Below are 316 nucleotides of genomic sequence, written 5' to 3' on the forward strand. Positions count from 1 at the left end.
CAGTACATCGGTGTGGCGGGGGTAAGCAACCCGGTCATGGTCTTTGCCCTGTGTGCGGTATTCGGGGTGGCGCTGTTCCTGGCCGGGTACGGCTGCTGGCAGCTGCTGGTCCTGTATGTAAAGGGAATGGGCAGGGTCAAAACCGGCTTGTCCCTGTAAAATGGCAGACAAAAAACCGGCACAGCTGGACTGTGCCGGGTTTGTATTTCGGTCCCGCAAGGGGCTTTTTTATTTCTTGCGCCGGTGAGAAACAAACAGCGCGCAACTCATGATCAGGAAGAAGATGGCAATGGCTGCCACGATCAGCAGGACCAGC

At 56.6% G+C, this 316-nt stretch carries 1 protein-coding gene; it reads right to left on the bottom strand.

What is annotated here, in order from left to right:
* Positions 1-136: 136 nt before the first annotated feature.
* Positions 137-316, bottom strand: a 180-nt coding sequence (locus H6B10_RS15950; protein ID WP_204652416.1) for a hypothetical protein, incomplete at its 5' end; no start/stop codon positions are given.

The sequence above is a fragment of the Gemmiger formicilis genome (assembly GCF_016901605.1).
Lineage (GTDB): Bacteria > Bacillota > Clostridia > Oscillospirales > Ruminococcaceae > Gemmiger > Gemmiger formicilis_B.